This window comes from Synechocystis sp. LEGE 06083 (genome assembly GCF_015207725.1).
GTDB lineage: Bacteria > Cyanobacteriota > Cyanobacteriia > Cyanobacteriales > Microcystaceae > Synechocystis > Synechocystis salina.
Map to the genome: position 1 here is coordinate 1 of NZ_JADEWJ010000462.1, position 1,184 is coordinate 1,184.

A 1,184-nucleotide genomic window follows, 5' to 3' on the forward strand; every position below is an offset into this window, starting at 1 on the left:
CAGTTATCCGGCTCCAAACCTAGGCCGAGAAATTTATTTTTAAACGTTGTTGAACCGAGGGGATAAAACTCAATGTCTAGTTCTTCCAATAAAACCTTAATCAGATCGGCGCTTAATGCTTTAGCAATCTCATGTTCGGCAAGGGGAGCCATGACCTCCAACTGCTTGTGACAGTAGGCAATGCGAGAACCACGGTGTTCCCCCAGTTCTTCCAACAGAGCCTCAAATTCGTCCCAGTCCACATCCTTTAAAACCAACGTCTGGCCGGGAAGCACACTAATGCGGTCTAGGGATAGCAACATGGTACGAGCCTCCTTCCTGAAAGCATGGTTAGTTCCTATTATTACCCCTCTCCATTAGACCAAGACTAATTCTCAGCCTAATGCAGAGGTAAACGGTAAAAACTAGTGCAGATTTCAGCTATTAACCCAGTCCTGGGGGACCAAGAACTTTTCCGTTAATTCCGCTTCCGGGCTACCGGCTTCCGGGCTATAGCAATATTGCCACCGTACCAAGGGGGGCAGGGACATCAAAATGGATTCCGTGCGGCCATTAGTTTGCAAACCGAAAATGGTACCCCGGTCATAAACCAGGTTAAATTCCACATACCGACCCCGACGATATAACTGGAACTGCCGTTGGCGATCGCCGTATTCAGTATGGCGACGTTTTTCCACAATAGGGCTGTAAGCTGGCAAAAATGCTCGACCACAGCGTTGAGCAAAGCTAAATAAATCTTCCCAACCGAGGGGAGCAATGGGGGCCAATTGCTCACTGTATTGGGCTGCTGGGCCACTGGCGTCGGGGCCACGGTAGAGGGGAGCATTGCCATCTTGGTAGTCAAAAAAGATCCCCCCAATGCCCCGCATTTCCTGGCGATGTTTCAGGTAAAAATACTCATCACACCATCGTTTGAACACCGGATAAAATTCCCCGTGGGTCTGGTCACAGGCATTCTTCAGCGTGCGATGGAAATGGGCCGCATCCTCCGCAAAGGGATAGTAGGGAGTCAAATCTGCTCCACCACCAAACCACCACACCGGGCCTGCTTCAAAGTAGCGGTAATTAAGATGCACCGTGGGAACGTAGGGATTTTTGGGATGTAACACCATGGAAGTTCCCGTAGCGTAGAATTCATGGCCTTCTGCTTCGGGGCGCTGTTTTAAAATCGAAGGGGGTAGGGA

1 protein-coding gene and 1 pseudogene are annotated in these 1,184 nt (G+C 49.9%); both read right to left on the reverse strand.

All coding sequences use genetic code 11. From position 1 onward, the window contains the following. Positions 1-302: pseudogene (locus IQ219_RS19760) on the reverse strand (Uma2 family endonuclease); the annotation flags it as partial. A 114-nt stretch (positions 303-416) separates the two neighbouring features. After that, the coding region (gene hemF / locus IQ219_RS19765) for an oxygen-dependent coproporphyrinogen oxidase (RefSeq protein ID WP_194073757.1) at positions 417-1,184 on the reverse strand (768 nt) is incomplete at its 5' end.